Annotated in this window: 16 protein-coding genes; 5 read left to right on the top strand and 11 right to left on the bottom strand. The window is 65.0% G+C overall.

Annotated features, from left to right (window positions below; all coding sequences use genetic code 11):
* From ACGLHR_RS42135 to aspA, 4 genes are all read right to left on the bottom strand, one after another.
* On the bottom strand, nucleotides 1-811 hold an 811-nt coding region (locus tag ACGLHR_RS42135), incomplete at its 3' end, for a biotin/lipoyl-containing protein (RefSeq protein ID WP_400101813.1).
* A gap of 20 nt (nucleotides 812-831) precedes the next feature.
* The gene (gene aceE / locus ACGLHR_RS42130; protein ID WP_400101812.1) at nucleotides 832-3,525 is read right to left on the bottom strand and encodes a pyruvate dehydrogenase (acetyl-transferring), homodimeric type; all 2,694 of its coding nucleotides are present in this window, start codon (nucleotides 3,523-3,525) and stop codon (nucleotides 832-834) included.
* A 248-nt stretch (nucleotides 3,526-3,773) separates the two neighbouring features.
* Nucleotides 3,774-5,054 carry a dicarboxylate/amino acid:cation symporter gene (locus ACGLHR_RS42125; RefSeq protein ID WP_400101810.1) on the bottom strand — a complete coding sequence of 427 codons (1,281 nt, stop codon included), beginning with the start codon at nucleotides 5,052-5,054 and terminating at the stop codon, nucleotides 3,774-3,776.
* A gap of 110 nt (nucleotides 5,055-5,164) precedes the next feature.
* The gene (gene aspA, locus ACGLHR_RS42120; RefSeq protein ID WP_400101808.1) at nucleotides 5,165-6,592 is read right to left on the bottom strand and encodes an aspartate ammonia-lyase; all 1,428 of its coding nucleotides are present in this window, start codon (nucleotides 6,590-6,592) and stop codon (nucleotides 5,165-5,167) included.
* 340 nt (nucleotides 6,593-6,932) lie between these two features.
* Between aspA and ACGLHR_RS42115 the strand changes: the two genes are divergently transcribed.
* Nucleotides 6,933-8,063, top strand: a complete 1,131-nt coding sequence (locus ACGLHR_RS42115; protein ID WP_400101806.1) for an asparaginase — start codon at nucleotides 6,933-6,935, stop codon at nucleotides 8,061-8,063.
* A gap of 178 nt (nucleotides 8,064-8,241) precedes the next feature.
* The gene (locus ACGLHR_RS42110) at nucleotides 8,242-9,207 is read left to right on the top strand and encodes a LysR substrate-binding domain-containing protein (RefSeq protein WP_400101804.1); all 966 of its coding nucleotides are present in this window, start codon (nucleotides 8,242-8,244) and stop codon (nucleotides 9,205-9,207) included.
* 90 nt (nucleotides 9,208-9,297) lie between these two features.
* On the opposite strand, the gene ACGLHR_RS42105 is transcribed toward ACGLHR_RS42110, so the two are convergent.
* The 3 genes from ACGLHR_RS42105 to ACGLHR_RS42095 form a co-directional block, all read right to left on the bottom strand.
* The gene (locus ACGLHR_RS42105; protein WP_400101802.1) at nucleotides 9,298-9,573 is read right to left on the bottom strand and encodes a YqjD family protein; all 276 of its coding nucleotides are present in this window, start codon (nucleotides 9,571-9,573) and stop codon (nucleotides 9,298-9,300) included.
* Between the two features lie 180 nt (nucleotides 9,574-9,753).
* On the bottom strand, nucleotides 9,754-11,205 hold the full coding sequence (locus ACGLHR_RS42100) for an NAD-dependent succinate-semialdehyde dehydrogenase (RefSeq protein WP_400101801.1): 1,452 nt from the start codon (nucleotides 11,203-11,205) through the stop codon (nucleotides 9,754-9,756).
* 23 nt (nucleotides 11,206-11,228) lie between these two features.
* Nucleotides 11,229-12,503: a 4-aminobutyrate--2-oxoglutarate transaminase gene (locus ACGLHR_RS42095; RefSeq protein WP_400101799.1), complete on the bottom strand. Its 1,275-nt coding sequence runs from the start codon at nucleotides 12,501-12,503 to the stop codon at nucleotides 11,229-11,231.
* Nucleotides 12,504-12,660: 157 nt separating this feature from the next.
* On the opposite strand from ACGLHR_RS42095, the gene ACGLHR_RS42090 reads away from it, so the two are divergent.
* Together ACGLHR_RS42090 and ACGLHR_RS42085 are read left to right on the top strand one after the other, a co-directional pair.
* On the top strand, nucleotides 12,661-14,163 hold the full coding sequence (locus tag ACGLHR_RS42090; protein WP_400101797.1) for a PLP-dependent aminotransferase family protein: 1,503 nt from the start codon (nucleotides 12,661-12,663) through the stop codon (nucleotides 14,161-14,163).
* Between the two features lie 475 nt (nucleotides 14,164-14,638).
* Nucleotides 14,639-15,682: a rod shape-determining protein gene (locus ACGLHR_RS42085; protein WP_400101795.1), complete on the top strand. Its 1,044-nt coding sequence runs from the start codon at nucleotides 14,639-14,641 to the stop codon at nucleotides 15,680-15,682.
* A 102-nt stretch (nucleotides 15,683-15,784) separates the two neighbouring features.
* Here ACGLHR_RS42085 and ggt read toward each other — a convergent pair whose 3' ends face one another.
* Both ggt and ACGLHR_RS42075 read right to left on the bottom strand, forming a co-directional pair.
* On the bottom strand, nucleotides 15,785-17,650 hold the full coding sequence (gene ggt / locus ACGLHR_RS42080; RefSeq protein ID WP_400101793.1) for a gamma-glutamyltransferase: 1,866 nt from the start codon (nucleotides 17,648-17,650) through the stop codon (nucleotides 15,785-15,787).
* A gap of 36 nt (nucleotides 17,651-17,686) precedes the next feature.
* A complete protein-coding gene (locus tag ACGLHR_RS42075; protein ID WP_400101791.1) occupies nucleotides 17,687-18,559 on the bottom strand; it encodes a MurR/RpiR family transcriptional regulator in 873 nt (290 codons plus the stop codon).
* A gap of 288 nt (nucleotides 18,560-18,847) precedes the next feature.
* Between ACGLHR_RS42075 and ACGLHR_RS42070 the strand changes: the two genes are divergently transcribed.
* The gene (locus tag ACGLHR_RS42070) at nucleotides 18,848-20,359 is read left to right on the top strand and encodes a PLP-dependent aminotransferase family protein (protein WP_400101789.1); all 1,512 of its coding nucleotides are present in this window, start codon (nucleotides 18,848-18,850) and stop codon (nucleotides 20,357-20,359) included.
* Nucleotides 20,360-20,415: 56 nt separating this feature from the next.
* Here the strand turns inward: ACGLHR_RS42070 and ACGLHR_RS42065 are convergent, their stop codons facing one another.
* Nucleotides 20,416-21,003: an MBL fold metallo-hydrolase gene (locus ACGLHR_RS42065; protein ID WP_400101787.1), complete on the bottom strand. Its 588-nt coding sequence runs from the start codon at nucleotides 21,001-21,003 to the stop codon at nucleotides 20,416-20,418.
* 102 nt (nucleotides 21,004-21,105) lie between these two features.
* The coding region (gene ltrA / locus ACGLHR_RS42060) for a group II intron reverse transcriptase/maturase (protein WP_400101785.1) at nucleotides 21,106-22,246 on the bottom strand (1,141 nt) is incomplete at its 5' end.

Raw genomic sequence — 22,246 nt, 5'->3', positions numbered from 1 at the left:
CCGGGGCGCCGTCGCGCGCGAACGCCTCGACATCCCCGCGCAGGATGCGGCCATGCTCGCCGCTGCCGCGCACCTTGCCCAGGTCCACGCCCATCTCCCGCGCCAGCTTGCGCACGGCCGGTCCGGCGTAGGCCAGGGCGAAGGCGGATTCGTCGACGCCACCGGAAGCGGCGGCCAGTGCAACGGGGGCTGCGGCGGCGAGGGCAGCCACAGGCGCCGTCGCCGCGCTCGCCTGCGCGGCCGCCGGCGCATCGCCGGTGGCCAGCGCCATGATGATGCTGCCTTCGCTCACGGTATCGCCCACCTTGACGCGGATCTCCCGCACCACGCCGCCCAGCGGGGCTGGCACGTCCATGGTGGCTTTGTCGGACTCTAGCGACAGCAGCGCATCCTCGGCCTTCACGGTGTCGCCGACCTTGACGAAGATCTCGATCACCGGGATGTCCTTGAAGTCGCCGATGTCGGGAATGCGCACCTCGGCCAGCCCGGCGGGCGCGCTGACCGGGGAGGGCGGCGCGCTCACGCTGGGCTTGGAGGCTTGCGCCGGCGCGGCGACGGTGGTGCCAGCCCCGGCCCCCTCGAACTGCATCAGCACGCTGCCTTCGCTGACGGCGTCGCCCAGCTTGACGTGGATCTGCTTGACCACGCCCCCGTGCGGCGCGGGCACTTCCATGGTGGCCTTGTCGGACTCCAGCGAGACGAGCGGGTCCTCGGGCTTGACCAGGTCTCCCACCTTGACGAACAGCTCGATGACCGGCACGTCCTTGAAGTCGCCGATGTCGGGCACCTTGATATCAATGGCTTGGTTCATTGTCTTTATTCCTTCGCCTGTCAGACCGTCCACGGCGCTGCGCGCTCGCTATCCACGCCATATCTGGCGATGGCCTCGGCCACCACCGCTGGCTCGATCGCGCCCTCGTCGCTCAGCGCCTTGAGCGCGGCCACGGCCACGTGGTTGCGGTCCACCTCGAAGAAGCTGCGCAGCTTGGCGCGGTAGTCGCTACGCCCAAAGCCGTCCGTGCCAAGCACCACGTAGCGGCGCCCGGCGGCGTGCACGTACTCGCGCACCTGGTCGGCGTAGTTGCGCATGTAGTCGGTGGAGGCGATCACCGGGCCGTCATGGCCTGCCAGGCTGGCCTCGACCCAGCTCTTGCGGCGGGGCTCGGTGGGATGCAGCAGGTTCCAGCGCTCCGTGGCCATGCCGTCGCGGCGCAGCTCGTTGTAGCTGGGGGCGCTCCAGATGTCCGCCGTGACGTTGAAATCCGCCTTCAGCAACTCGGCTGCCGCGATGACTTCGCGCAGGATGGTGCCGCTGCCCATGAGCTGCACGCGCAGCCCGCCCTTGCCGGCCTTGCCGCCGTCCTTGAGCAGGTACAGGCCCTTGAGGATGCCTTCCTCGGTACCCGCGCCGGCGTGGGCGTCCGCCAGGCCGGGGTGCGCGTAGTTCTCGTTCATCAGGGTGATGTAGTAGTACACATCCTCCTGCTGCTCGTACATGCGGCGCATGCCCTCGCGCACGATCGTCACCACCTCATAGGCAAAGGTGGGATCGTAGGAGACGCAGTTCGGGATGGTGCCGGCGATGATGTGGCTATGGCCGTCCTCGTGCTGCAGGCCTTCGCCGTTGAGCGTGGTGCGCCCGGCGGTGCCGCCCAGCAGGAAGCCGCGGGCGCGGATGTCGCCCGCCAGCCACGCCAGGTCGCCGACCCGCTGCAGCCCGAACATCGAGTAGTAGATGTAGAAGGGGATCATCGGCACGTTGCTCGTGCTGTACGAGGTCGCGGCCACAATCCAGCTGGACATGGCACCGCCCTCGTTGATCCCCTCCTGCAGCACCTGGCCGTCCTTGGACTCCCGGTAGTACATCAGCTGGTCGGCATCCTGCGGCTTGTAGAGCTGGCCGACCGAGGAGTAGATGCCGAGCTGGCGGAACATGCCTTCCATGCCGAAGGTGCGCGATTCATCCGGCACGATGGGCACCACGTGCTTGCCGATGGCCTTGTCCCGCACCAGCGTGCCCAGCATCTGCACGAAGGCCATGGTGGTGGAGATCTCGCGCTCGCCGGTGCTGTCCAGCAGGCGTTGGAAAGTGGATAGCGGCGGAATCTCCAGCGAGGCCGATTTGCTGCGGCGTGCCGGCAGGTAGCCGCCCAGCGCCGCGCGCCGGGCGCGCAGGTATTGCATTTCCGGGCTGTCTTCGGCCGGCTTGATAAACGGCACTTCGGCCAGTTGCTCGTCGCTGACCGGAATCTGGAAGCGGTCGCGGAAGCCGCGCAGGGCGTCCTGCGTCATCTTCTTGGCCTGGTGGGCAATCATCTGGCCTTCACCGGATTCGCCCATGCCATAGCCCTTGACCGTCTTGGCCAGGATCAGCGTCGGCTCGCCTGTGTGCTTCACAGCTGCCGCGTAGGCGGCAAACACCTTCTCGGGATCGTGGCCGCCGCGCGTGAGGCCCCAGATCTCGTCGTCGCTCATGTCGGCGACCAGCGCCTTGAGCGCCTCGTACTTGCCAAAGAAGTGCTCGCGCACATAGGCGCCGCTCTTGCTCTTGAAATCCTGGTACTCGCCGTCGACGCATTCCTCCATGCGCTTTAGCAGCAGGCCGCTCTTGTCCTTGGCCAGCAGCTTGTCCCAGCCACCGCCCCAGACCACCTTGATCACGTTCCAGCCGGCGCCGCGGAAGACCGATTCCAGCTCCTGGATGATCTTGCCGTTGCCGCGCACCGGGCCGTCCAGGCGTTGCAGGTTGCAGTTGATGACGAAGATCAGGTTGTCCAGCCGCTCGCGGCCGGCCAGCGAGATCGCGCCCAGCGATTCGGGCTCGTCCATCTCGCCGTCGCCCATGAAGGCCCAGACCTTGCGCGCCGCGGTGTCCGCCAGGCCCCGGCCTTGCAGGTACTTGAGGAAGCGCGCCTGGTAGATCGACATCAGTGGCCCCAGGCCCATCGACACGGTGGGGAACTGCCAGAAGTCCGGCATCAGCCAGGGGTGCGGGTAGGAGGACAGCCCGGTGCCGCCGGTCTCCTGCCGGTAGCCCAGCAGCTGCTGCTCGGTGAGCCGCCCTTCGACAAAGGCGCGGGCATAGATCCCCGGCGCGCTGTGGCCCTGGATGTACAGCAGGTCGCCGCCGTGGGTGTCGGTGGGCGCGTGCCAGAAGTGGCCAAAGCCGATGTCGTAGAGCGTTGCCGCCGACTGGAAGCTGGCGATGTGGCCGCCCAGCTCCGACGATTCCTTGTTGGCGCGCAGGATGATCGCCATGGCGTTCCAGCGGATGATCGAGCGCAGGCGGTGCTCGATGGCGCGGTCGCCGCTCGATTGCGCTTCGTCTTTCGGGGCGATGGTGTTGCGGTAGCCGGTGGTCAGGGAGCGCGGCACGTAGAGGCCATCGCGCCGCGCCTCGTCCACCAGCGCATTGACCAGTTGGTTGGCGCGCTCGGTGCCGCGGTGTTGGGTCACCGCTTGCAAGGACTCCAGCCATTCCGCGGTCTCGATAGGATCGAGATCGCCCGCTTCTCGTGCGCTCATAGTGTCTCCACGTGTTCTGTTTTGGTTGTGTCGGGTGCTGCAGTGGCAGATCTGTTCAGCAAGAGGCATGCCACTGCAAACGCAGTGATGTGGGTTGCGCAAGTCATTGATTGGAAAGGAAACCCGCCATGGCCGGCCGGCTGCCCGGTCGGGAATCCATATTCAGGCGGGGTGATCGTTATGAGATTTCATGCGGGACTGTCAGGGAATACCCGCGCCTAGCCAGCCCGGGGCTGCTGTACCGGTGCTTAGGCCACGTCTGCGGCTCCCATGGCACCCTCGGTGTCCGCCGCTTGGGTGGCGCCAAGCTCGCCTTCCCATTTGGCGACGACGGCCGTGGCGATGCTGTTGCCGATGACGTTGGTGGCGGTGCGGCCCATGTCGAGGAACTGGTCGATGCCCAGGATCAGCAGCAGGCCCGCTTCCGGCAGGTTGAACATCGGCAGGGTGGCCGCCACCACCACGATCGAGGCCCGGGGCACGCCCGCGATGCCCTTGCTGGTGACCATCAGCACCAGCAGCATCGTGATCTGCTGCGTCAGGCTCAGCTCGATGTTGTAGGCCTGGGCGATGAACAGCGCGGCAAAGGCCTGGTACATCATCGAGCCGTCTAGGTTGAACGAGTAGCCCAGCGGCAGCACGAAGCCGGTCACCTTGTTGGGCACCCCGAACTTCTCCATCTGCTCCATGGTCTTGGGATAGGCGGCCTCGCTGCTGGCGGTCGAGAACGCCAGGATCGTCGGCTCGCGGATCAGCTTGAGCAGCGTGAACACCCGCCCGCCCAGGAACAGGTAGCCTGCCGCGGTCAGCACCAGCCACAGCACCAGCAAGCCCAGGTAGAAGCCGCCTATGAACTTGCCGTAGGTAAACAGCACGCCAATGCCCTGCACCGTGATGGCAGCCGCCACGGCCGCAAACACGCCGAGCGGCGCGAAGCGCATCACAAAGTCGGTGACGCGCAGCATGATCGCCACCAGCTCCTCGATCGACGCCACCAGGTGATGGCCCACCTTGCCCTTGAACGACGCAATGGCAAAGCCGAAGAACAGCGAGAACACCAGGATCTGCAGGATCTCGTTCTGCGCCATCGCCTCGAACACGCTCTTGGGGAAGACGTGCGTGATGAAGTCCTTCAGGTTCAGCGTGGAGGTCTTGAGGTTGGTGGCCGTGCCGATTTCCGGCAACGGCAGGTTCAGCGCATGCCCGGGCTGCAGCAGGTCCACGAAGAACATGCCCAGCAGCAGCGAGATCAGCGATGCGGTGATGAACCACCCCAATGCCTTGACGCCGATGCGGCCCACGGCGCTGGCGTCTTTCATGCCGGCGATCCCGGCCACCAGCGTGCCGAACACCAGCGGCGCGATGATCATCTTGATCAGCCGCAGGAAGACGTCGGTGACGATGGAGAAGTAGCCGGCGATCTCCTTGGCCATCGCCGCGTCGGGCACGAGGCGGTTGCAGAGATAGCCGGTGATGATGCCCAGGACCATGGCGATCATGATCCGGGTAGTGAGCTTGTTTGCCTTCATGATGCGTTGTCTCCAGCGGTTGCGGCCAGATCCTGGTCTGACCGTCGATATCGGGGCAGGGCGGACCCGGCGGGGCCGTGTCTGGCGCCGGGCACGCCTTGCCCCCCGGATCAGCGTGCGCGGGGAGCCAGGCTCAGCGGGGTCGGCTGCGTCAGCACTTCCGGGCGCAGGATCTGGTCCAGTTCCTCCCGGGTCAGCAAGCCCTTTTGCAGCACGATCTCGTACACGCTGCCGCCGGTGGCATGGGCCTCCTGCGCAACGGCGGTGGCGTTGGCATAGCCGATGTACGGGTTCAGGGCCGTCACGATGCCGATGGAGTTCTCGACCGAGGCCCGCAGGCGCTCTTCGTTGGCGGTGATGCCTTTGACGCAGCGCTCGGCCAGCGTCAGGCAGCCGTTGCGCAGATGGCTCACGCTCTTGAACAGGCTGTGCGCGATGATCGGCTCGAAGGCATTCAACTGCAGCTGGCCGGCTTCGGCCGCGAAGCTGACCGTGATGTCGTTGCCGATGACCTCGAATGCGATCTGGTTGACCACCTCCGGGATGACCGGATTCACTTTGCCGGGCATGATGCTGGACCCTGCCTGCATCGCCGGCAGGTTGATCTCGCCCAGGCCGGCGCGCGGGCCGCTGGACAGCAGCCGCAGGTCGTTGCAGGTCTTGGAGAGCTTGACCGCTACCCGCTTGAGCACGCCGGAGAGCTGCACAAAGGAGCCGCAGTCCTGCGTGGCCTCGATCAGGTTCGGCGCGGTCATCAGCGGGATGCCGGTAATCTCCTTGAGCCGCTTGAGGATCAGCGGCGCGTAGTCGGGATGCGCCGTGATGCCGGTGCCAATCGCGGTGGCGCCCATGTTGATCTCGCAGATCAGCAGGGCGGCTTCACGCAGCCGCTCCTCGTCCTCGCCGAGCATCACGGCGTAGGTGCTGAACTCCTGCCCCAGCGTCATCGGCACGGCGTCCTGCAACTGGGTGCGGCCCATCTTCAGGACATGCTTGAACTCTTCGGCCTTGCGCTCGAAGGCGGCCCGCAGCACGCCCATGGCATCCACCAGGCCCAGGATGCCGAACCAGGTGGCGATCTTGAGGGCGGACGGGTAGACGTCGTTGGTGCTCTGGCCAATGTTGACCTGCTCATTCGGGTGCAGGTACTGGTACTCGCCCTTGTTGTGCCCCATCAGTTCCAGCGCGCGGTTGGCGATGACCTCGTTGGCGTTCATGTTGGTCGAGGTGCCGGCGCCGCCCTGGATCACGTCGACGACAAACTGATCGTGCAGCTTGCCGCCAAGCAGTTCCGCGCAGGCCGCGACGATGGCATCGCAACGGGGCTCGTCGAGCAGGCCCAGTTCGTGGTTGGCCAGCGCGGCCGCCTGCTTGATATAGGCCAGCGCCTTGATGAGTTCCGGGTAGATGGAGATCGGGGTGCCCGTGATCGGGAAGTTTTCCACCGCGCGCAGCGTGTGTACACCGTAGTAGACATCGGCCGGGACCTCGCGGTCGCCCAGCAGGTCATGTTCGGTTCTAAAGGTTCCAGCGGTCATTGAATTGCTCCTCGCAAATTGACATCAGGGAGGAGTTGACTCTAGGTAATCCGTCGACAGGTAGCGACCATGATGCGAATTTGTCATGGCGTGCCGCGAATTACTCATGCAGCATCCGCGCTATCGGCAAGGCGTAAAGAGAGACCTGAGCGCAGCAGGCGGGATACCGCGCAGGGTGATGATTTTTCCGAATACTTCGTCGCGAATTTTGCATCGCAATATCAGGGCTTATACGGATACGGGCGTGTTTTGGTTCCCGTATCATCGCCCGCTCATCATCTATCATCACTATTTGGCGTGCCCCAATCGAGCGCCTGATATCCAACGCATGGAGAAACCTATGAAGCGTTTTGCACGTCTCAACACCCTCAGCGCCTTGTTGCTTGCCGCCAGCCTGACCACCGGTGTTGCCCATGCCCAGCTTGCTCCCTCTGCTTCCCCGTCTGGCGCGCCTACCCAGGCCGGCGCACCCAGCGAAGCCCGCAAGGCCAATATCGTGATCATCGGCACCGGCGGCACCATTGCCGGCGCGGGCGCCGCCGCCACCAACACCGCGGCCTACCAGTCGGCCGTGGTGCCGGTGGACAAGATCATCGCCTCGGTGCCGGAGATCTCCAAGGTAGCCAATGTCAAGGGCGAGCAGGTCTTCCAGATCGGCTCGGAGAGCTTCAACAATGAGCGCCTGCTCAAGCTGGGCAAGCGCGTCTCGGAGCTGCTCAAGCAGCCGGACGTGGACGGCATCGTGATTACCCACGGCACCGATACCATCGAGGAAACCACCTACTTCCTCAACCTCACGCTGAAGAGCGACAAGCCGGTCGTGGTGGTGGGGTCGATGCGCCCGGGCACGGCGCTGGGCGCTGACGGCGCGCTCAACCTGTACGACGCGGTGCTGGTGGCGTCCAGCCCGGAGTCCAGGGGCAAGGGCACGCTGGCGGTGCTGAACGACGAGATCCATACCGGGCGCGATGTCACCAAGACCAACACCTTCAAGATCGAGACCTTCCGCTCGCCGTTTGGCCCGCTTGGCTACGTGGTGGAGGGCCGCACGCTGTACTACCGCCTGCCGGCGCGCCCGCATACCATGCAGACCGAATGGGACATCGACAAGATCGACAAGCTGCCTGAAGTGGCCGTGGTGTACGCCTACGGCAACGTCAACCCGGCCAGCGTCGATGCGGCGGTGAAGAACGGCGCCAAGGCCATCGTCTATGCCGCCACCGGCAACGGCAGCGTGGGCGACTACATGGTCGAGCCGCTCAAGGCCGCCCGCGCCAAGGGCGTGCAGATCGTGCGCGCCTCGCGCACCGGCAGCGGCGTGGTGGTCCGCAATGCCGAGCAACCGGACGACAAGTACGACTGGCTGGTCACCGACGACCAGTTGCCGCAGAAGGCACGCATCCTGATGGCGCTGGCACTGACCAAGACCAACGACACCAAGGAACTGCAGAAGATCTTCTGGAAGTACTAAGCGAGTACCTAGGCCTTTCGCTAGCCACGGGAGGCCGGGGAGGGACGTTGCAAATTCGGAATAATGCGGCGCAAAATATTCATGGTGCTATCGGGGTTCCACCGATTTGTGCAGCACCGCGTTGCCGTATGATGTGCTATAGACAGCGCGTCCCCCCTGATGTTGAGTACATTCCATTATGGAAACCAAGTGGCTTGAAGACTTCCTGTGCTTGGCTGAAACGCGCAGTTTTTCGCGCGCGGCAGGCGACCGGCATATCACCCAGTCGGCGTTCAGTCGCCGTATCATGGCCCTTGAGGAGTGGCTTGGCGCCAGCCTGGTGGATCGCAGCGTGCATCCGGCCACGTTGACCACGGCTGGCTGGCTGTTCCGCCGGCTTGCCGCCGACCTGCTGCGTGACGCTTATGCCGCACGCGCACTGCTGAGCAGCCGCCAGCCCCTTGCCGAGAGCGACAAGGTCATTCGATTCTCGGTGGCCCACACCCTGGTCTTTACCTTCTTCCCGACCTGGCTCAAGTACCTGCACGAGCGCTTCGGGTCCCTGAGCGCCTGCGTGCATGCGGTGAACGTGCCAGAGGGCGTGCAGCAACTGGTGGATGACAATTGCGACATCCTGCTGGGCTACCACCATCAGCAATTGCCGATCCTGCTTGACCCGAACGGCTTCCCGTTCCTGATGCTGGGTGTCGAGCGGATCCTCCCGTTCTCGGCGCCGGACAAGCACGGACAGCCGATCTTCCGGCTGCCGGGCACGAGCGCCAAGCCCTTGCCCTTCATGGCCTACTCATCCGGCGCGTTCCTTGGCAACGTGGTCGAGATGATCCTGCTTAATGCCCCGGAGCCGTACGGCTTGCAGCGTTGTTTCGAGACGCATATGTCGGAGGCCCTTAAGGCCATGGTCGTCGCCGGGCACGGCGTGGGCTGGTTGCCCGAGAGCTGCGTCAGCGACGAGCTGAAAGAGGGCAAGCTGGTGGTGGCAGGGCCTGCCTCGTGGGCAACCAGCCTCGACATCCGCCTGTACCGCTCGGCGGCCAGCACGAAGCCGCTGATCGATGAGCTATGGTCGTTTATCAGCCATGTGCCGGACCCGCAGTTGATGCTGATGGGCAAGGCTGCGGAATCGAGCGACTGCGGGATGCTGTAGGGATTGCTGAGAGGGACTGCTGCAGGGATGGCGCCCGGGACGAGGTGGTTGGCGGCCCGGGCGGATACCTTGGCGTGTGGCGCCGGGGATTTAGCGCCGGTCGATCAGCCAGCCGATCAGCACGCCCACAGCGGCAGCCACACCGATGGCCGTCCAGGGGCTTTCATGCACGTAGTCGTCCGCGACGCGCGCCGTGTGCCGGCTCTTTTCCACGACTACGTATTGCACGTCCGCGATTTTCTTCTTTGCCTTCTTCAGGCGTTCCTGCACCTTGCCCGGCGCATCTGCGGCCGGCGCGCTTTCGGCATGGGTGGCAGGGACCAACAGGCTATCGACTTCGCGCAGGGCGCTACCGGTATTCGACATGTTCTCTCCTCGTTGAATGGCTAACGCAATGAATGGCCTTCTAGCGTTAAAAGGCCCGGCTCATTGGGTTTAGCTAGCATAAGGAACATCCGGCGCGTAAATAAGAGCCAATCGGGATTAGTCGATGGAACCGCCTCGCGGGCGGTCCACGCGGACATAGGCGCCGGCTCTGCCGGTCGATCAGCCGAGTTCCAGGCAGAGGTATTTCATCTCCAGGTACTCGTCGATGCCGTAGCTGGAACCTTCGCGCCCGAGGCCGGATTGCTTGACGCCGCCGAACGGCGCCACCTCGTTGGAGATCAGCCCTGTGTTGATGCCGACCATGCCGTATTCCAGCGCTTCGGCCACGCGCCACACCCGCGCCATGTCCCTGGAGAAGAAGTAAGCGGCGAGGCCGGACTCGGTGTCGTTGGCCATGGCGATGACTTCCTGGTCGTCCTTGAAGCGGAACAACGGTGCCAGCGGCCCGAAGGTTTCCTCGCGCGCGACGCGCATGGCAGCGGTGGCGCCAGCCACGACCGTGGGCTCGAAGAAGGTGCCGCCAAGCGCATGGCGCTTGCCCCCGGTCAGCACGCGTGCGCCATGGGCGAGCGCATCTGCGATATGGCTTTCCACCTTGGCGACGGCATCGGCGTCGATCAAGGGGCCTTGCGTGACATCGTTGTCGATGCCGTGCCCGGGACGCAGGGCGCTCACCGCGTGCACCAGCCGGCGTGCCACCTCGTCGTACACCGCGTCGTGCACGTAGATGCGGTTGGCGCAGACGCAGGTCTGGCCGCTGTTGAGGAATTTCGAGGCCAGGATGCCGTCCACCGCGCGGTCGAGGTCGGCGTCCTCGAACACGATCAGCGGCGCATTGCCGCCGAGTTCCAGCGAGAGCTTCTTGACCGTGCCGGCGCATTGCGCCATCAGCAGTTTTCCGATGGCGGTCGAGCCGGTGAAGCTCAGCTTTCGCACCACCGGGCTCTCGCACAGCACGCCGCCGATCTGGACCGGGTCGCCGGTGACCACCTGCAGCACGCCGCGGGGCACGCCGGCTTGTTCGGCGAGCGCGGCCAGCGCCAGTGCGGTCAGCGGGGTTTGCTCGGCAGGCTTCACGATCATGGTGCAGCCGGCGGCCAGTGCCGGGCCGGCCTTGCGGGTGATCATGGCCGCCGGGAAGTTCCAGGGCGTGATCGCCGCGCACACGCCCACCGGCTGGCGCAGGACCAGCAGCTTCTGGCCGGCGCGCGGGCTGGGCAGTACGTCGCCGTCCACCCGCTTGGCTTCTTCGCCGAACCATTCGAGGAAGGAGGCCGCGTAGGCGACTTCGCCACGCGCCTCCGCCAGCGGCTTGCCCTGCTCGGCGGTCATGAGCTGCGCCAGGTCTTCCTGGTGCGCCAGCATCAGGTCGGCCCAGCGGCGCAGCACCGCGGCGCGGGCCTTGCCGGTCAGGTCGCGCCAGGCCGGCAGCGCGCGCGCCGCGGCGTCCACGGCTTGCCGCGTTTCGGCCGCGCCGCAGCTCGGGACGGTGCCGACCACATCGTGTGTAGCCGGGTTGTGCACCGCCAATACATCGCCACTAGCGGCGCCGGTCCATTCGCCATCGATCAGGCAGGCGCTGCGCAGCAGCTCGGGTCGTTGCAATTGCATGGTGTTTCCCTTGGTGTCCGCGTTCATGCGGCGAGGCCGGCAAGCACCTTCGCCAGCACCGCCAGTGCTGCGTCGAACTGCGGTTGCGGGATGGTGAGGGGGTAGAGGAAGCGGATGGTGTTGCCATGCGTGCCGCAGGTCAGCAGGATCAGGCCGGCCTCCATGGCGCGCTGCTGCACCCGCTTGGCGAGTTCAGCGCTGGGCTGCCCGGTGGCCGGATCGTGGAACTCCACCGCGATCATGGAGCCAAGCCCGCGGATGTCGGCAATCGCCGGGCAGGTGTTGCTCGCTGCTTGCAGCATGGCCTTCAGTTGCACGCCAAGCGCGGTGGCGCGCTCGCACAGCCGTTCTTCTTCGATGGTCTCGATCACCGCGTGAGCCGCAGCCACCGCCAGCGGGTTGCCGGCGTAGGTGCCGCCCAGGCCGCCGGGGAGCGGCGCGTCCATGATGCTGGCGCGGCCGCAGACGGCCGACAGCGGCATGCCGCCCGCCAGGCTCTTGGCCATGGTGATGAGATCGGGCTGCACCGGGTAGTGCGACATGGCAAAGAGCTTGCCGGTGCGGCCGAAACCGGTTTGCACCTCATCCGCGATCAGCAGGATGCCGTGCTTGTCGCACAGCGCGCGCAGCTTTTGCATGAAATCCACCGGTGCCGGGTGGAAGCCGCCTTCACCCTGGACCGGTTCGATGATGATGGCCGCAACCCGCTGCGGGTCGATATCCGTCTTGAACAGCGACTCCAGCGCGTGGATGGATTGCTCGGTGCCGACGCCATGCAGCTCGCACGGGAACGGCGCGTGATAGATGTCGGACGGGAACGGCCCGAAGCCGACCTTGTACGGCGCCACCTTGCCGGTCAGCGCCATGCCAAGCAGGGTGCGGCCATGGAAGCCGCCGGAGAATGCGATGACGCCGGGGCGCCCGGTATGCGCGCGGGCGATCTTGACCGCGTTCTCCACGGCCTCGGCGCCAGTGGTAAACAGCGCGGTCTTCTTCAGCCCATCGATCGGCACCAGGGCGTTGATGCGCTCGGCCAGCGCCACGTAGCTCTCGTAAGGCACGATCTGGTAGGCGGTATGCGTGAAGCGCTTGAGCTGCGCCATCACCGCCTGTATCACGCGCGGATGGCGATGGCCGGTGTTGAGCACGGCGATGCCGCAGGCAAAGTCGGTGTATTCGCGGCCCTCCACATCCCAGAGCGTGGCGTTGTCCGCTCGGTCTGCGTAGAAGTCGCACATCACGCCGACGCCGCGGGGGGTGGCAAGGGCGCGGCGCTGATTCAGTTCGAGGTTCTTCATGGGCTCTCCGTGGTGCTTGATATGGCCAGGCCGGCGCTTGCCGGCCGGATTCGAATGTCGCTGGGTGTCGATCGCTCCCGATCGCAACGATGCAGTGCATTTCAACTTCCTTTGGCACTACAATCCAGTACCGCATTCACATATCTGATGGTGCCAATTGAGATCGATCTGTGGCGACTTGCTGCTCCAGCGCCTGGGTCCGGACGGTCCCGCAGCGCTTGTGAAACCGTTGAATCGCAGTCTTTACGAGTGCATCCGCGGGGCCATCCTGGATGGCAGCCTTGGCCCCCAGACCCGCCTGCCGCCGTCGCGCGATCTTGCGTCCGAGCTTGGCATGTCAAGAAACACGGTGATGTTTGCGTATGAGCAGTTGCTGGCCGAGGGCTATGTGCATGCCCGCACCGGCAGCGGCACCTTTGTGGCCGCCACCGCGCCGGAGGCCTATCTCAATGCCAAGGCCAGCGAAAGCAGCAGCGCGCAAGGCCGGGCCATGCCCGGCCTGTCGCCGCGTGGCCTGGAATTGCTGGCCAATGCCTCGGCGTCGCCCTCGCAGTGGGGCGCCTTCATGCCGGGCGTGCCGGATGTGACGCGTTTCCCGCACCAGCGCTATGCGCAGATCGCCGCGCGCCTGTGGCGCAATCCGCCGCCCGAGCGGCTCAGCTATTGCCATGGCGGCGGCTTGCCTGCGCTGCGCGAAGCCGTGGCGGCCCATTTGCGGGTGGCGCGATCGGTGCAATGCGACGCCTCCCAGGTGCTGATCACCGAAGGCATTCACCAGGGCATCGACCTGCTGGTGCGCATGCTTGGCATGTCGGGCGAGCAAGCGTGGGTGGAAGAGCCGAGCTACTGGGGGATTCGCGGCTTGCTGCAGATGAACGGCATCCGCATGATGCCCGTACCGGTCGATGAAGAAGGGCTGACGATACCGGCGGAGAATGATGCAGGCCAGCCACCGCGCTTTATCTTCGTCACGCCATCGCACCAGTATCCGCTCGGCGCCGTCATGAGCCTGATGCGCCGGCGCGCCTTGCTCGAGTACGCCCGGCGCCAGGGCAGCTGGATCGTCGAAGACGACTATGACAGCGAGTTCCGTTTCTCCGGCCAGCCCATTCCGTCGTTGCAAGGCATGGAGCCGGAAGCGCCGGTGATCTATATCGGCACCTTCAGCAAGACCTTGTTCCCCGGCCTGCGCATGGGTTATATGGTGTTGCCGCGCGCGCTGGCCGGCGCCTTCCAGACCGCGCATTCCGAGCTGTACCGGGCTGGCCACCTGATGACGCAAGCCACTGTGGCCGAGTTCATGCAGGCCGGCGACTATGCCGCGCATATCCGCCGCATGCGGCTGCTGTACGGCCGCCGCCGCGCCATCCTGGCGGGGCTGATCGAGCGCTACCTCGGGCCCGGCGCGCTGCACCGGTATGGCAGCAATGCCGGCTTGCACCTGGTGCTCTGCCTGCCGGACGGCGCGGACGATGTCGCGATTGCGGAGGAGGCCGGGCGCCGCGGCATCCTGGTGCGGCCGCTGTCCCGCTATTTTCTGGGGGATGCAGTGCAGCGGGGATTGCTGCTTGGGTATGCGTGCGTGCCGGAGGAGGCGATAGGGCCGGCGTTCGAGGTGTTGCTGGGTTGCTTGCGGGACGTGTGGCCGCAGCCGCATTGAGAAAGAAGAGAAGGCCGGCCCACGGACCGGCCTTCAACCTCACGGCTTGCGCCACGGGCTGACGGACGCCGTTTTCGGGCAGGAAGACCTTGCCGCAAGGTATCATTCGTTCCCGGTGAACATCCAGCTCACGCCCCGGAGTGGCGCAAGTACGGCTCACGCCACTCCCCGAGCCAAGGGATGTTCCGGTTGAGGCTCGCCAGGCTTTTTTGTGATCCTGGCGCGCTTTCAGATATGTGCGTTATACAGCGGTTGCCAGGTGGTCGATTTCGCCATTGAGCCATGTGGCTATGGCCGTCACCGAGTTCTGCCGCTCACACCAATCGACGGAGCGCCGGCCACCGCCGAAGGCCGCTGCGCTCGACGCGTGACGCGTGAAGGCCTTCTGCACGCGTCGCTATTCATAGCCTGCTGGTCGCCAGAAGTGGCGCCCGCCGGTTCGCATGCTTGCGAACCACCAGATGAAAGTTTCCTGATGTTTGGATTTCTCCGTAGCTACTTTTCCAACGATCTCGCGATCGACCTCGGCACTGCCAACACTCTGATCTATATGCGCGACAAGGGCATCGTCCTGGACGAACCCTCGGTCGTCGCGATCCGTCAGCAGGGTGGTCCCAATCCCAAGAAGACCATCGAGGCGGTGGGCAAGGAAGCCAAGCAGATGCTGGGCAAGGTACCGGGCAATATCGAGGCCATCCGCCCGATGAAAGACGGCGTGATCGCCGACTTCCGGGTCACCGAGCAGATGCTCAAGCAGTTCATCAAGATGGTGCACGACACCAAGCTGCTGCGGCCGTCACCCCGCATGATCATCTGCGTGCCGTGCGGCTCGACCCAGGTCGAGCGCCGCGCCATCCGCGAATCCGCGCTGGCCGCCGGCGCCAGCCAGGTCTACCTGATCGAGGAGCCCATGGCGGCCGCGCTCGGCGCGGGGCTGCCGGTGTCGGAGCCGTCCGGCTCGATGGTGGTGGATGTCGGCGGCGGTACGACCGAGGTCGGCGTCATCTCACTGGGCGGCATGGTCTACAAGGGCTCCATCCGCGTGGGCGGGGACAGGTTCGACGAGGCCATCGTCAACTACATCCGGCGCAATTACGGCATGTTGATCGGCGAGCAGACCGCCGAGGCCATCAAGAAGACAATCGGCTCGGCGTTCCCGGGTTCCGACATCCGCGAAATGGAGGTCAAGGGCCGCAACCTGTCTGAAGGTATCCCGCGCGCGTTCACGGTGTCGTCCAACGAAATCCTGGAAGCGCTGACCGAACCACTTAACCAGATCGTGTCGGCGGTCAAGATCGCGCTGGAGCAGACCCCGCCGGAACTCGGCGCCGATATCGCCGAGCGCGGCATGATGCTCACCGGCGGCGGGGCGCTGCTAAGCGAACTGGATCGCCTGCTGGCCGAGGAAACCGGCCTGCCGGTCCTGGTGGCCGATGACCCGCTGACCTGCGTGGTGCGGGGCGCGGGCATGGCGCTCGAACGCATGGACAAGCTCGGCAGCTTCTTCTCCTACGAGTAACGGCTGGCCAGCCGCAACGCAGGAGGCCGGCCCTAGGGCCGGCCTTCTGCATCGCAGTCCCGGCGCTCCGAAAGCACCGAAGGCACCATCGCACAACCGCGCTTAATCCCCCAGTGCCACCCCCTCGCGGCGCGGGTCGGCGCCGCCGGCCCAGGCCCACGTGCCATCGGGGCGCTGGCGGCGCATGATGGCCTGCGTGCCGCTGGTCATCTCGATCTGCGCGACCTCATGCCCACGGTCTTTCAGGCCCTGCACCAGGGCTGGGCTGACGAGGCCGGCTTCCACTTCCGTCGGTCCGTTGCGGCTGCCGAAGTTGGGCATGTTGATGGCCGCCTGCACGTCCATGTTCCAGTCCAGCAGGCCCACCAGCGTCTTGGACACGTACTCGATGATCTGCGAGCCGCCGGGCGAGCCCACGGTTGCGACCAGCTTGCCGCTCTCGCGGTCGAACACCAGCGTGGGTGCCATCGACGAGCGCGGACGCTTGCCGGCCTGCACCCGGTTGGCGACGGGCTTGCCGTTCTCGCTCGGCGTGAAGGAGAAGTCGGTGAGCTGGTTGTTCAGCACGAAGCCGCGCACCATCAGGTGCGAGCCGAAGTAGCTCTCCACGGTGGTCGTCATGGAAATCGCGCCGCCCGTGTTATCCACCGCGACGATCTGCGAGGTGGACACGCGCGGCGGCGAGCGGTCCGGCGCCAGCGCGAGACTGGTTCCGGGTGGCACGCCGGCCTGCGCCTTGTCCATGCTCTCATCGCCGATCAGGCTAGCGCGACTTGCCAGGTAGTCGCGGCTCAGCAGCCCCGCCACATTGACTGGCACGAAATCCGAGTCCGCCACATAGAGCCCGCGGTCGGCATAGGCCAGGCGCCCGGCCTCGGAAATCGCGTGCACGGCGTCGATACCCGGCTCGACACCGGCAGGCGTTGCTACCTGTTTAGGCTTCAGCGCGGCGAGCGCGTATTTCGGGTTCCTGGCCTCCAGCGCCTGCAAGGAGCCGAGCATCTGCGCGATCGCGATGCCGCCTGACGAAGGCGGCGGCATGCCGCAGATCGTCCAGCGCTTGTAATCGCTGCAAATGGGCGCGCGCTCCTTGGCGCGGTAATCTTTCAGGTCCACCAGCGACAGCGAGCCCGGATTGGCGCTGCCGTTGACCTGCTTGACGATCTCGCTGGCAATGGGGCCGGTATAGAGCACGTTCGGCCCGCGGTGAGCGATCTCGCGCAGCGTCTTGGCCAGCGCCGGATTCTTCAGCATGGTGCCGACGGGCTTGGGCTTGCCGTCCGACGTCAGGAAGTAGGCCGCCATCTCGGGCGAGGCCGGGAGGAACTTGTCGGCGGCGATCTGCGTATAGAGGCGCGGCGAAATCGGGAAACCCTGCTCGGCCAGCGCGATGGCCGGCTCGAACAGCTTGGCCCAGGGTAGCTTGCCGTGTTGGCGATGCGCCAGCTCCAGCGCGCGCAACACGCCGGGGGTGCCCACCGAGCGCCCGCCGATCTGCCCTTCGCTGAAGCTCATGGGCTTGCCGTCGGGGCGCATGAACAGGTTCTCGTCGGCACCGGCGGGCGCGGTCTCGCGACCGTCATAGGCCTGCACGCGCTTGCCGTCCCAGTACATGATGAAGGCGCCGCCGCCGATGCCGGTGGCTTGCGGTTCCACCAGCGTCAGCACGGCCTGCATGGCAACGGCCGCATCGATGGCCGTGCCGCCCGCGCGCAGGATCTTGCGGCCGGCTTCGGTGGCCAGAGGATTGGCGGCCGCGGCCATGTGCTTGTCGGCGTAAGCGGTCGTCATGCCCTGCCGGTAGCCGGACGACACCTCCGGGGCCGGGGGCAGGGCAGTCGCCGCGGGGACGGTAGTAGCCGGCGGGGCTGAAGACACGCCGGTCTGCGTCGAGCATGCGCTTAGCAGGGCGAGCGCGACGGCCAGCGGGCTGCCGCGGCGCATCAATGAAAAGTGCTGAGTGGCCATTTCATCATTCTCCTGAAAGGAAAGACATTCTAGAAATTAGAAATCAATGGGTGCGCCTTCGGGCGTGGCAGATCTGCGCATCGCCTCGATGGCTTCGAGCCGGAGCTTTGCTGCTTCGGGATAGCGGGCAATGAGCGCGGCAATCAACGTCTCGCATTGCGCCAGCGCGGGTACCTTGGTGTCGAACGGCGAGTCGGTCTGTACAAAACTGCTTAACGTGGCCGTGGCGAAGCTGGCAATCGGCGACTTCCACTCGTCGGTAAACAGAATGATCCTTGCGCCGAGACGATGCGCCGCCGCCGCAAAGTCGATCACGCTTTTCTGATAGCGGCGGTAATCGAAGACAACCAGCGCATCGTTTGGCCCGATGTCGACCAGCACCTCGTTCGCGCGCTCCAGGGCAGGCTCGACGAGACGGACCTTGGGCCGGATATGCGTCAGGTGCGAGGCAAGCCGAGAGGCCAGAAACAAGCTCGACCGTCCGCCGGTGCAGAACACGGCGGACCGCGCATGGCCAAGCAGTTCGACGGCGGCATTGAAGTCATCCGGCGCCGCGCACTGCGCCACGCGCTCAACCGACATCGCCAGGCTTGCCAGCGAGTTCTTCTGGAAGTCCTCTCCCGGTGCCATGGTGCCCAGCGCGCCAAGCCGGGAGAGCGGCGAGTTCATCGCCTCGTCGACCTCCGCGAGAAGCGCTCGCTGAAACGACGGGTAGCCGTCGAAGCCAAGCTTCACGACCAGCCGGTACACCGTCGGGTCGCTGACCCCCGCTTGCGCCGCGAGGCTCGAGATGGATGTCAGCGCGGCACTCGGATAGCAGGCGAGCAGCGTTTCCACCACCTTCAACTCCGACGCGGTGAATCCGGCGGCTTGGCCTGCCAGCATTTCCCTGATTGATGCGTTGGCCAAGCGCTCTCCGAAAAGTGGCATGTGAGGCACTGCCGCACGCCAACGTGGTGTAATAAACATTACAGTGCTTGAAACAAAACGGAGAATATCATCTTGGTAGCCAGGTCAAAGCGCGTATAAACCCTCGGTTTCGCCTTGCCAAGGCTGCGTGTATCGTCTGTCAATGCAATGCCTGACTCAACGCTGTGAAGTTTTTTGTAGCGTACGTTACAAGGTGCTGTACGCAGGGTGATGCCGGTAGTCACCAGCCCAGAGTCAAGGCTCAACGAGCAAGAGGGAGCGAAGACTTTGAAAGAGACGCCACTAATCGACTGGCTTCTCGGGCGCAGTCACTGGGCTCAACCCGACCGATCGGGCCTCCCGGGCCTTCCCTTAAACCGGCAGTTGTTTGACGACATCCGCGGCGCGATTCTTGCGGGCCAGTTGTCCGCCGGTACGCGCTTGCCGCCGACACGCGAGGTTGCCAAAGGCCTGAGCATCGCCCGCAACACGGTCCTGTATGCGTATGAGCGCCTCACCGAGGAGGGCTATACGCTGACACAGGGCGGCAGTGGCACCTACGTCGGCAACGCCCCGCCCGATCCCGCGCTGCGCGAGCGTGTGTTCGGCTTGAGCCAGGCGAGCGAGATCGCGCCGCTACGCGAGGCATCGCGCTTGTCTGCCAGAGCCCGCGAGTTGCTCGATGGCGCCGGCGCATCGGACCGGCAGGTTGGCTCGTTCGTGCTGGGCATTCCGGATGTCCGGCAGTTCCCGCGCGCGACATGGCAGCGCCTGATCACGCAGGTCTGGAAAGCCGCCTGCCAGGAACAGCTGGGCTATGGCACGCGGCACGGCTGCCCGCCGCTCAAGCGCGCGCTGGCGCAATACCTGGCGCTCGCGCGCGGCGTCGACTGCTCGCCCGAGCAGATCGTGGTGACGCAGGGCAGCCACCAGGCCATCGATCTGTGCGCCCGCTTGCTCGCCGATCCGGACGATGTGGTGTGGGTGGAAGACCCCGGCTACTGGGGCGCGCGCAGCGTGTTTCGCGCCGCGGGCCTGAAGGTCGAGGCGGTGCCGGTGGACGCGCAGGGCATGCAGCCTTCCGCCGCACCGCAAACCGCGCCCAAGCTCATCTTCGTGACCCCGTCGCACCAGTATCCCAGCGGCGTGGTGATGAGCCTGGCGCGCCGGCGCTTGTTGACGGAGCTCGCGCATCGCCACGACGCCTGGATCATCGAGGACGACTACGACAGCGAGTTCCGCTACCACGGCGCGCCCCAGCCGTCGCTGCAGGGCCTCGATCCCCATCGCAACACCATTTACGTGGGCAGCTTCTCCAAGGTGCTGTACCCCGGCCTGCGGCTTGGCTTCCTGATCCTGCCGCCGTCACTGGTGGATGCCTTCGCCGTAGCGCACTCCGAGCTGTATCGCGGTGGGCAACTGCAGATTCAGACCGCGCTAGCGCTGTTCATCGCGGACGGGCATTACGCCGCCCATATCCGGCGCATGCGCAAGATCTATGGCGAGCGCCAGGCCCTCCTGACGCACGAATTGCAGCGCCGGCTGGACGGCGAGATCGATATCGTCGGCACCGATACCGGGCTGCACCTCACCGTCCTGCTGCGTCGGGCCAACGATCACCTGGTATCCCGTTGCGCGCTGGCCAACGGGATCGTGGCGCGCCCTCTGTCGTCCTACTACGCCAATCCCCTGCGCTCGCGCAACGGCCTAGTGCTGGGCTACGGCGGGGTCAGCGAGGAGGAGATCGGGCCTGCGGTGGCCAAGCTGGCATTGGCCATCGAGTCGGTCAGCAGTGCCTGATGCGGGCGTCAGGAGAGTCTGCACGGAATGGGGAAGGCGCCGGCCTGAACGTCACCTCATTCCACCCAGGCTGGGAAGTATCCCAGTGACGTCTGTACCGGCCCATCGTGCGCCGGAACCACGACAATATCCGGATGCCTGCCCGCCAGCGCGCGAATCTGATCCACGGCATCCTGGGTTTGTTCAATGTCGCCATCCACCAACCAGCGTGCTGCCCAGAACTTCGGGCTGCCAAGCTTCAATGCCTTCGCATTCCAGACTGCATCGCCCACCAGGAAGTACTGTGCTCCGGAGTCGACAGAGATGAACATGCCGATCGAACCGGGGGTATGACCGAGAAGAGGAACGAGCACGACCGTGCCGTCTCCATAGAGATCCCGGCTGTTCGCGAACCCTTTGTATGACACCGGTTCGAATGCCAAGCTTTTCCATTTGATCGATTGCGCGCTGACTTGCGAGGGCCAGCTGCCGCCGACGCCAGCGGTAGGGCGCCTGATCACCGACAGCTCCGCCGGATGCACCAGCACCGTGGCATTCGGGAAGTCGCTAATGCCGCTGGCATGATCCCAGTGACTGTGGCTCAGGATAATCGTTTGAACGGGTTCCATGCCGGCGCGCAATAGCTGGTCGATCACCGGGTCCACCGGATTCTCGTACTTGGTCGGGTAGCAGCGACGCATTACTGCGCCGCCGCCCCCTAAGAACCGGACGTGCGAGTCGCCCCGCATCCGGCTCAAGCCATTCCTTCAGCGCCATTGGATGGCACCGGGCAGCCCGACGGAGCGTTTCGCGGATCGACGGCGGGCAAGGTAGATGTCCCATGCTGGATCAAATGGATTGGCCAGTCCCCGGATTTTGACGTGGCGCTGAATCGCGACCGTCGTTGCGCGGAAGAGTTGCAGGCCGCAGGTGTCACCCTCGGTTGAACCCTTCGTCGCAAAGTCCCAGGACCGGTGTCCGTCTCGCCGGAAGTACCGTTGCCTGACCCACCGGGCTCCTTTCGTGGGGTGCCTACGTCTTGCCCACTTCCAGAGCAGGTGCCAGATGTGCGAGTCTATCGAAGAGAAGGTCGCTTTTGCCACGACGTGGCGATGATACATAGCCCATCCCCGAATGATCGGGTTCAGCCTACGGATCAACACCTCTTGGGTGGCACTCGCGTTGCCTTTGATGACTTCCCTGGCCTTGTCCAGCAGCGATTTGATACTTTTCCTCGCTGGCTTGGTCAGCAGTTTGCCGCCGTACTTGCGCACGTTCTGGCCAAGGAAATCGAAACCCTCCACTATGTTGGTGATTCTGGTCTTCTCTTCCGAGAGTTCCAGGCCTCGGGCGGCCATAAACTGCCTAACCGCGGGAAGCACCCGGGATTCCAGCACATCTTTCGATACGCCAGTCACCACAAAGTCATCGGCATAGCGGACGACGTTGAGTTGAGCCTTGCTGCGAGCAAGTTTGGATGTTCCCACACTTGCATGAACTGCTGCTTCAAGCCCATCCAGCGCCATATTCGCGATCACGGGCGAGATGACACCCCCTTGGGGTGTACCCGCCCACGACTCGAACAGGGTTCCCTCATCGATATATCCGGCCTGAAGCCACTTGCGCAGAACCCCCTTATCCATCGGTATGTTCTCCAGGAACCAGGAATGACTGAAGTTGTCGAAACAACCTCGAATGTCACCCTCCAGAATCCATTCTGGCGAGGCACGCTTGGCCAGAACCTTGAAGCACTGTTCGATGGCATCGGCGGTCGAGCGTTCGGGCCGAAAGCCGTAGGAATTGGCGTCTGCCAGGGTCTCCGCGACGGGTTCCAGAGCGAGCTTCCATAAAGCCTGCATCGCCCGGCACCGCATACATGGAATTCCCAGCGGACGCTTCTTGCCGTTA

The organism is Cupriavidus sp. CuC1 (assembly GCF_044627735.1).
Lineage (GTDB): Bacteria > Pseudomonadota > Gammaproteobacteria > Burkholderiales > Burkholderiaceae > Cupriavidus > Cupriavidus ulmosensis.
The sequence above is the reverse complement of the archived record's forward strand: the minus strand, read 5'-3'. Positions and strand labels throughout refer to the sequence as shown.

Coding starts and splice junctions, on each gene's coding strand:
- aceE (WP_400101812.1), bottom strand. CDS start 3,525: ATGAGCGCACGAGAAGCGGGCGATCTCGATCCTATCGAGACCGCGGAA.
- ACGLHR_RS42125 (WP_400101810.1), bottom strand. CDS start 5,054: ATGAAGGCAAACAAGCTCACTACCCGGATCATGATCGCCATGGTCCTG.
- aspA (WP_400101808.1), bottom strand. CDS start 6,592: ATGACCGCTGGAACCTTTAGAACCGAACATGACCTGCTGGGCGACCGC.
- ACGLHR_RS42115 (WP_400101806.1), top strand. CDS start 6,933: ATGAAGCGTTTTGCACGTCTCAACACCCTCAGCGCCTTGTTGCTTGCC.
- ACGLHR_RS42110 (WP_400101804.1), top strand. CDS start 8,242: ATGGAAACCAAGTGGCTTGAAGACTTCCTGTGCTTGGCTGAAACGCGC.
- ACGLHR_RS42105 (WP_400101802.1), bottom strand. CDS start 9,573: ATGTCGAATACCGGTAGCGCCCTGCGCGAAGTCGATAGCCTGTTGGTC.
- ACGLHR_RS42100 (WP_400101801.1), bottom strand. CDS start 11,205: ATGCAATTGCAACGACCCGAGCTGCTGCGCAGCGCCTGCCTGATCGAT.
- ACGLHR_RS42095 (WP_400101799.1), bottom strand. CDS start 12,503: ATGAAGAACCTCGAACTGAATCAGCGCCGCGCCCTTGCCACCCCCCGC.
- ACGLHR_RS42085 (WP_400101795.1), top strand. CDS start 14,639: ATGTTTGGATTTCTCCGTAGCTACTTTTCCAACGATCTCGCGATCGAC.
- ggt (WP_400101793.1), bottom strand. CDS start 17,650: ATGGCCACTCAGCACTTTTCATTGATGCGCCGCGGCAGCCCGCTGGCC.